The sequence below is a fragment of the Nostoc sp. MG11 genome, assembly GCF_014904695.1.
Taxonomy (GTDB): domain Bacteria; phylum Cyanobacteriota; class Cyanobacteriia; order Cyanobacteriales; family Nostocaceae; genus Komarekiella.
Genome location: NZ_JACXXN010000095.1, coordinates 1 through 7,863 on the forward strand (window position 1 = coordinate 1; position 7,863 = coordinate 7,863).

The following is a 7,863-nucleotide window of genomic DNA, read 5'->3' on the forward strand; positions in this document are numbered from 1 at the left end:
TCGCCATTTAAACGGTTGCTTAGGGTTCATCTCTGTAGCATTTAAATCTTTAAGGAGAATATACTACCTGCTTAACACCTGTTTTTGCAACACAACCTTCTTGGCAACGCCAGTCTCCGTGAGAATAGGAAAGTCTTCATTTGCCCTAGCTGGTCTTCGCAGTTAATCATTTTCACAAGTTCAAATAGGATTGCTAAATTCGCAAATTTCATAGTGAAAAGCATTGTCAGTTGTGAAACTCTGAAAGTAATTTACACACCAGGAGATCAACGTATGAAACGTTACCTCAAAAATTTCTCATTGGCTATTCCGTTTTTATTTGTTGGAATCGCCGCGCTAGTAGCCTGCGATTTCACACAGGAATCTTTTAACATTCATCAAGCATTGAGCAATTTAATGAATGATTTGCACTTGGGATTAATACCACTAGTATTACTCGGTTGCACCCGTGCAATTTATGTTGCTAACGAGGAAACAAAATCAATCTTTACCGTGCGTTCAATGGACTGGTCTGATCCAAATATACCCACAAGTCTATGGGCGTCACCTAGAGGTAGCGATCGCACAGGTGCTGGTGAAAGTGATGAGGGTTATCCGTATACATGGAAATCTCAATATAAGAGCCTGGTTGTATGTAACTATAACAAGTCTGCGACTGATGGCATAAACGAGAAAGGCTTAGTTGCCAATCTGCTTTTTCTACCACAAGCTAACTACACCCATGATGAAAAAAGCAAAGAGAAACTGCGTTTAACGATTACTGCTTTGGCACAGTATGTACTGGACAACTACGCAACTGTCAAAGAAGTTGTAGAGGGGTTAAAGCAGCAGCCATTTTTTATTGTCACATCTAAGCTAGCCGTTGCAAAATTAGACCCAGAAACCAATGAGTTCCAAGTATATTTCAAACCTATAGTGTTACATTTGTCTGTTTCAGATTCTCAGGGAGATTCCGCAGTCTTTCAATATGTGGAGGATGATCAATCTGGCAATTCTAAATTACTAGTTTACTACGTTCCAGAGGAGGAAAAAGTTAAAGGCAAAGAAACGATCACTGTGCTGACTAACAACCTGTATGCCAAGCAACTAGAACTTTTAAATAAATTTAAAGAAGACAATGGAGACTTTAATTGGGGAGTTAAAAGTGAAGTCTTTAGCTGGGATGAACTGAAGAAATATAGTTTAGAAGGAGAGGTGGTTAAGGAGGCTAAAGAGATGAATCCGCCAATGAATGGCGCTGATATTCGATTTCTCCGCGCTTCATTCTACAGCAATATGCTCGATAAAATTGATGAACATACTAAAAATAAAAGACCATTTATTGATGAGACTCAAAGAGATCCTAAAGACCTCGAAGGTTCTCATAGTACATGGGTTGAAGACTGGTCAGAACACGAAGGTCTTGCTAGAGCTGTTTCGTTGATTCGTAATATGTCAACACCTTTAAATGTTCAGGCAATAGATGATAACCCCTTCCTTGCCGCTACAGTCTGGCGTACTGTTGCAGATCATGGGAATAAGCGCTATTTCTTTGAATTAAATAGGGCTTTATATCCACTATATGTTGATTTGGAAGAATTGTTTGCTGACTTAGAGACAGTGAAAAAGCTTGATCTGTATGTGCCGCCAGTAAAACAGGGTGAGAAAGGAATTGACCTACTGGAGGATCAACTAAACAAAGGAGAAAAGATAGGCAAGGTTAATCATCTGTTTGAAGATGTGAAAGACAATAAATGGTTTTATTTTGACTATCAGAGGTCTGATACAGAAACTAGTGGTTCATTGCATTAATTTTTCTCGGTGAGGGTGGATAAATCCCCGACTTATTGCATAAGTCGGGGATTTTGTAGTAGTCAGCCAAGAAAGTTATGACAGGTGTAAATCAGGATAAAACCGTTGAAATTTAACTCTGGCATCTGACGCTGCAAAACGCCAATCAATTTTAACTTTTTGGTAATTAAAGTGACGCTGGAATCGCTGCCAAATTGATAGCAATATTTTTGCCTTGATTGGCTCTGTGAACTATCAAAAAACCTTGAAATATTGCTATCATCAGGTTAGCAGCTATTAGCAACTTAATCCAAATAATTTTCATCTCAAACTCAATTTAAATTAAACTTAACTGCTTGGTCTTTTCCTGTGTCAAATACTCTGCCTTCAACTTGAAAAAACAAATACACCATCGTTCGCTCTCCACTCTTTCAATTCCATGCGGCTGCTTATTGTCGAATGCAATACAGCCCCCTCGTTTAACCAGTACGACTCCATCCTTCGCACATCCTGACAACCCGATATGGAGAACCGCGCCCTTCCCGTAACATTAATTTGCGCCGCCCCTGGAGCATAAGCTGGTGAATCCCGGTGTACTTTAATTTGTGTACCAGCTGGGTAAAATAATACCAACGCTTGATGAAATTCTGGCAGCAATTTTTCCCCAAGCGCTTCAATTTCAGCACAACCAGTATACATAGAGGGGTCAACCATTTTTACTTCTGCCTTCTTAAAAGACTTGGCAGAAATCAGGCTAACGAACCGCCGCAAATGCAACTCCATGCGTCCATCGGTGTATTGCGAAACTGAGGGGAACATCAGGTGCTTGACGGAGTTGCACCAATCTTGAATCTTAATCAGCTGCTCCCCCTGTAACTTGTCAAGTCTTTTTATCAGTTCTGGCTCTTGCTCAACAGTGGTTGCACCTTGGGGTGGTACAGATTCGACTGTGGCAGGTGTAATTTCCTTGAGTGCTGCTATCGATGGAATCAGCTTTTGTCTGTAAAACGGCTCGTGTAGTCCACCCAGTAACCCAAGCACCCCAAGCTCTGACCAAGTGCCCAAGTCTTCATCACCCAACGATATCTGATAGTAGCCGCAGTCCGTACGATCGCTGTTTCATCTTTGTCACTGTTTCGCCACCAGTCAAGTAATTCTCTAGTGGGAGCAAAAAGTGGTAAGTGTTTACCTTGGAAGCCAGGGGGAGTAATAATAGAAATGGAAACAGCTTCTCCTGTTATGTCTCCCTTATAATACGAAGTAAAGATAACCATACAGCACTCCTTACACCCTTGATAAATCGTAGTCGGTCACCCAAGCCAAGCAATCATTAGAATTGAAAACCTCGCTTGCTTCTTCTATACCTGGGGAAATCCACTCCACTTGATAAAACCACTGTCCAGCGATTAGATGAATGCCTTGAATGATACGAAGATTAGTCCCCTTGCTGCCAAATCGGAACTTGACTAATTCTCCCAACGTAAATACTGGTTTTTCTGGAGTTACTAGTTGTAATGAGAGCAACGCGATTTTCTGAAGTTGGGCAAAAACAAGAGACGATACTCCACTCCACCGGAGGCGATCGCTAAAATATACATTTTCCTTAAATGTATAAATTGTTCAAGCACTGCTGGGATTAAGGAAAGAAGTGAAGAAGGCAGATATGCTGAGGGCAGAGGGCAGAAGGTAGCAATATGGTGTGGGCTTCAGACCCACACCAATTGCAGACCACCTTCAGCAGAGATTTTGGTGGGGGACTTAAACCCTTGTTCCCTACGGTCACGGGCAGAGGTCAGGAATCAGAATTTCATAAGTGCCTTCTGCCTCCTCTGCCTTTCTTTTTAAAAATAGAGTTACAAAAATTGTCCCAACTATAAGCGCACCATTGACATCGCAGATGTAACATAATCTCTGCGTTATCTGGAAGCCAAAATTTACTGTTTCCCTTCATGCGTAGGTTAACAGCTTGACGAATTAAACTTTCAACAGCACCACTACCAAGTGGTAGCTGATAACCTGCAACTAAATGATAGTTTCATAGCCGCCGACGATAGGCTTTGAGAATATAATTACGCTCTCGTACCAGAATTTTAGAACGCTCGCCAGTTGCTGTAGAAATAAATTCATCCATGTTTCTCATTAAATTGAGAGCTTGACCTTTCTTTAAAGTTTTTCGAGCTGTTTTAAACCAAGATTGACGCTCATCATCTGTAGTAAAAGCAGCGTCAGCGAAGTCTTGTAAATGTGAAGCAGCGTGATAAAAATCTAATAATTGATAAGTGGCTCTTGGGCATTTGAGTTTTTTCAATAAAGGCGGAATATGTTTCCAAATCCACTCAGCTCCATCAGCTACTAACAAAACCTGTTTAGCTTGGCTTATTCCCAAACTAACTAGATACATCTCTAGAATTTTGAGAAACTCTTCATAACCTAAATATGTCCCATCATTAGTAATAGGTAGAGCTGATGTCCCAATTTTTTTACCATGCTCATCCACTGTATAAATAGTTAATAATTTTGGTTCAACCCATTCTCCAGTAAAGCCTAGACGATTAGTCTTGAGCTTACGTCTACCTTTCTTATTAATCCGAATTCTTGTTCTTCCACCATCTACAGCAATGACAACGCGCTGCAAAGACAGAACATTACCCGTAGCTAAACTGCCTATCTCTAAATTTGATAATTTATATTGACGTAAATTTATTCCAATTTTACCAAAATAATATGTGAGGCGTTCTATTCGTTTCAAGCTAATTTTTACTCCCCAATCTGTTAAGATTGTGCGTGCAGCCTCAAACGAACCAGCAATTGCACCATATTTTGTAATTGTTGCCCAAATGTGGGGTGTTAATCCTTCTGATATTCCTAACCATTTTAGAAGAGGGCAGAATCCTAACTTTAAATATTTCCCTTTTTGGTGTGATTGTTTGTTACACTCCACTACATTTAGCGATCGCCTCCGGTGGAGTGGAGTATCGTCTCTTGTTTTTGCCCAACTTCAGAAAATCGCGTTGCTCCCTATCTAACTTTGGCAATCGGTAATTCTCAAGGCGTTGGCTATAACGGTCAAACCAGTCAGAGTTAAGATGATTCATTAACCACTCTGGCGCTGCTGCGGCTAAACTGTTGAGTGCAAAGCGAAACGTCTCACCCAATGCTTCTAAGCGATTGAGGTTACGGATAGCTGCGAGAACATGGGTTGAGTCAGTCCTCTGACGCTCTCGTTTGAGTAATCCTAAATCCCATAATCGTTTCAAAAGGCTATCGAGTAACAGTTGTTCTGCATCACCAGAAATTAATCGCTGGCGAAATTCGCTCAAAATTGAAAAATCAAATCCAGGATCTGTCAAAGACAAGCTCAAAGCATATTTCCAATCAATTCGGGAACGCACAGCTTCTGCGGTTTGACGGTCAGTCAAATTTTCTACAAACTGCATCACGCAGATTAGACCTAATCGCCAAGGAGATTCTGCTGGCTGTCCCCGTTTAGGAAACAATGCGGCAAAAACTTCATCCTCGTAAATACTACCAAGATTGTCGCGCAATTGAACATAAATATTACCCTTTGGAAAAGCTGCACGCGCTACAGCTTCAGTGTCTGGGGGAACGGGAGAAATACTCTGGGGCTGCATTGACATAAAATATCTACCTCAATCACGCGACTACGTAACTCCAACTCCATTTTATGTTCTACACTATCGTTGTAATACATGGTAATAAATAAAATGAAACGGGATATTTAGGGAAAATTTGCCCTCAAAAATGATGACTATCGTTTAGTTCGCTCCCTGAGATTAACTGATGAAACCTGGAAAGCTTTAGGTATTGCAGCAGAATGCAACGGTTTAACTCGTGCTGACTATTTAGAACAAATTGTACGAGACAATACCTTCCCCAGAATTACACAGAATGAATCACCAATATCACCAAGTAATACATGGGAGAGAGAATCCCTTCAACCATGTATTACACCGAATGAGGAGCATTTTCAAAGGTCAGCTGCCTTACTACCCCAACTAGACGCACTTGAAGCAAAACGCGATCGCATTTTGTTTGAACTGAAGTTAGGTAAGCAAGCCACTGGATACAAAGCCGTTCAAAAAGCTCTCAATCGTTTCATCGCTGAATTAATTACCCCAGCATAAGCGTTTCCCAAATTCGCCAACAGTGTCCTCGCTACTTTTACCCCATATTAGAACTTTTAGAAAGAGAGGGAATTGATTCGTTGTATATTGAACTAGAAACTGATCCAGAAAGAAACAAAAGAGAGCAAAAAGCAGCGAATAATTAAAAATGTTTCTTTTACTTATAATCAACATGAAAAATCAGACAGTTCTTATTGTTGGCGGAAGTTCAGGAATTGGACTAGCTTTAGCTCAACAAGTTAAACAACAAGGAGGTAATGTGATTATTGCTTCCAAATCTGCTGAACAACAAACCCCTGAATTCCGAAAAATTAACAAGCTCAAAGAGTGTAAATACTTTTCGTTCGATATTACTAAAGAAAGTGAAATCAAAAAATTATTAGAAAAGGTAGGTTGTATTGATCATATTGCCATAACGGTGAAGTCTCCTTTAATTGTTGCTCCATTCTTAGAGTTAAATACCTCAGATGTCCGTCACGCATTTGAAACCAAGCTTTGGGGTCAATATAATATCGCTAAATTAGCTTATAAACAAATTAATTCGGGGGGGAGTATTGTCTTTTCTTCAGGAAGTTTGGGCATTCGTCCCTATTTAGGTTTTTCTACGCTAAGTATGATTAATGGTGCAGTGGAATCTTTATGTAAAGCTCTTGCCTTAGAAATCGCTCCGATTAGAGTCAATGCTGTTTCTCCAGGGTTTACAACGTTAAAAGAAATGGAAGACAAAATTCCTCTAGGACTAGGAAAATTCTCACAAATAGCGGAAGCCTATTTATTTCTAATGAACAATAGTTATCTAACAGGGACTACTATTCTTAGTGATGGTGGTGCAATGTTAATTTAAACCTTAAATTCATATTCATAACGCCTTATGACTTCCAATACAAAACCCTCTCAAACTCTCTCATCCCCTCCTACAACCTATCCCACTAATAAAATCCGTTGAATCCATATATGGATAGTTGCAAGGTCAATGAAGGAATCAAAATACACTGTTTGACGTTCCCATCGGACGACTAAACGACGATATTTACGTTGATACCAGGCAAAACAACGTTCCTGCTGAAACCTGGGAACAGAAATTTTGATTGGTTTACCTCTGTTTTTCTTCGTTTTCCAAACTCGTTTGGGAATTTGAGGTCTAATTCCTCGCTTGCGTAAAGCAGCGCGTTTATCCTTTGAATCGTAACCTTTATCAGTCGCTAAGACCTTCACTCTCTTACGAGGTCTACCAGGCTTTAAAGTTTTAAGTTTGACTTTATCTAGCAGTGGTAATACCTGCTCTGTTTCATTTCCGTTAGCTGGAGTTGTACAGTTAGCTAAAGGCATTCCATTTGCCTCCGTAAGTGATGGCTTGATGCAATCCAGTGTGGGCATTAGCTGCACCGTTGATTGCCGTTTGTAGAGCTTGTGGGTCTGTCACCCTAAAATCTCTTTATGTGCAATTATTCTAAATAGCCGTGTGGAGGAGCAGTCAGCTACAAGACACCGCAACTCCAATTTTTAGTACTTATGCAAACTTTTACCTTAGAAAAGTAACGATAACGCTCTTAAAGTGGGATAGTTAGAAACTTTAATTATGCAAACATACTCATGCAGCTTCCTCTGGTGGTAACAGTTGCATGTGAGATTTTGATTTCGGCTTTTGCTTAATTAAACCGCGTTTTTCTTCTGAATCTTCAGATTGAAGAGATTCAACAGAAACCTCGTTTCCGTTTCCAGGCTTCTCGCTTTTAGGAACCCACTCTAGCACTTCACCCGGCTGAACCTCATAAGTATCACATATTTTACTCAGAACCGTAGATGAAGGGAGCTGGTCTGGATTATTGTACAAATCATAGGCAGTTCTTTGGGTTGTGTTGCAAAAACAGGTGTTAAGCAGGTAGTATATTCTCCTTAAAGATTTAAATGCTACAGAGATGAACCCTAAGCAACCGTTTAAATGGCG

8 protein-coding genes and 3 pseudogenes are annotated in these 7,863 nt (G+C 40.2%); 3 read left to right on the forward strand and 8 right to left on the reverse strand.

Annotated elements, in window-relative coordinates; genetic code table 11:
* Window positions 1–273: 273 nt before the first annotated feature.
* Complete coding sequence (locus tag HCR01_RS36085; RefSeq protein ID WP_193200706.1) at window positions 274–1,791, forward strand: linear amide C-N hydrolase; 1,518 nt, start codon at window positions 274–276, stop codon at window positions 1,789–1,791.
* Window positions 1,792–1,957: 166 nt separating this feature from the next.
* Here the strand turns inward: HCR01_RS36085 and HCR01_RS36090 are convergent, their stop codons facing one another.
* The 6 genes and pseudogenes from HCR01_RS36090 to HCR01_RS36110 all read right to left on the reverse strand — a co-directional run.
* Window positions 1,958–2,095, reverse strand: a complete 138-nt coding sequence (locus tag HCR01_RS36090) for a hypothetical protein (protein ID WP_193200707.1) — start codon at window positions 2,093–2,095, stop codon at window positions 1,958–1,960.
* Between the two features lie 62 nt (window positions 2,096–2,157).
* Window positions 2,158–2,811, reverse strand: coding sequence for a hypothetical protein (locus tag HCR01_RS36095; RefSeq protein ID WP_226890029.1), 654 nt, complete (start codon window positions 2,809–2,811; stop codon window positions 2,158–2,160).
* A complete protein-coding gene (locus HCR01_RS39630) occupies window positions 2,760–3,044 on the reverse strand; it encodes a hypothetical protein (protein ID WP_226890030.1) in 285 nt (94 codons plus the stop codon). The genes HCR01_RS36095 and HCR01_RS39630 overlap by 52 nt, the downstream gene beginning before the upstream one ends.
* 10 nt (window positions 3,045–3,054) lie before the next feature.
* Window positions 3,055–3,387 (reverse strand): DUF1392 family protein, encoded by a 333-nt coding sequence (locus HCR01_RS36100; RefSeq protein WP_193200710.1) that lies wholly within the window; start codon window positions 3,385–3,387, stop codon window positions 3,055–3,057.
* A 190-nt stretch (window positions 3,388–3,577) separates the two neighbouring features.
* Window positions 3,578–4,714 (reverse strand): annotated as a pseudogene (locus HCR01_RS36105) (ISLre2 family transposase); the annotation flags it as partial.
* Between the two features lie 64 nt (window positions 4,715–4,778).
* Window positions 4,779–5,408, reverse strand: a pseudogene (locus HCR01_RS36110) (transposase); the annotation flags it as partial.
* Between the two features lie 87 nt (window positions 5,409–5,495).
* On the opposite strand from HCR01_RS36110, the pseudogene HCR01_RS41015 reads away from it, so the two are divergent.
* Window positions 5,496–5,915: pseudogene (locus tag HCR01_RS41015) on the forward strand (hypothetical protein).
* A gap of 172 nt (window positions 5,916–6,087) precedes the next feature.
* Window positions 6,088–6,759: an SDR family oxidoreductase gene (locus tag HCR01_RS36115; RefSeq protein ID WP_193200709.1), complete on the forward strand. Its 672-nt coding sequence runs from the start codon at window positions 6,088–6,090 to the stop codon at window positions 6,757–6,759.
* 77 nt (window positions 6,760–6,836) lie between these two features.
* Here the strand turns inward: HCR01_RS36115 and HCR01_RS36120 are convergent, their stop codons facing one another.
* Together HCR01_RS36120 and HCR01_RS36125 are read right to left on the reverse strand one after the other, a co-directional pair.
* A complete protein-coding gene (locus HCR01_RS36120) occupies window positions 6,837–7,244 on the reverse strand; it encodes a transposase (protein WP_264299990.1) in 408 nt (135 codons plus the stop codon).
* Between the two features lie 262 nt (window positions 7,245–7,506).
* Window positions 7,507–7,863 (reverse strand): helix-turn-helix domain-containing protein (locus HCR01_RS36125; RefSeq protein WP_226890033.1); only part of this gene is annotated, 357 nt, incomplete at its 5' end.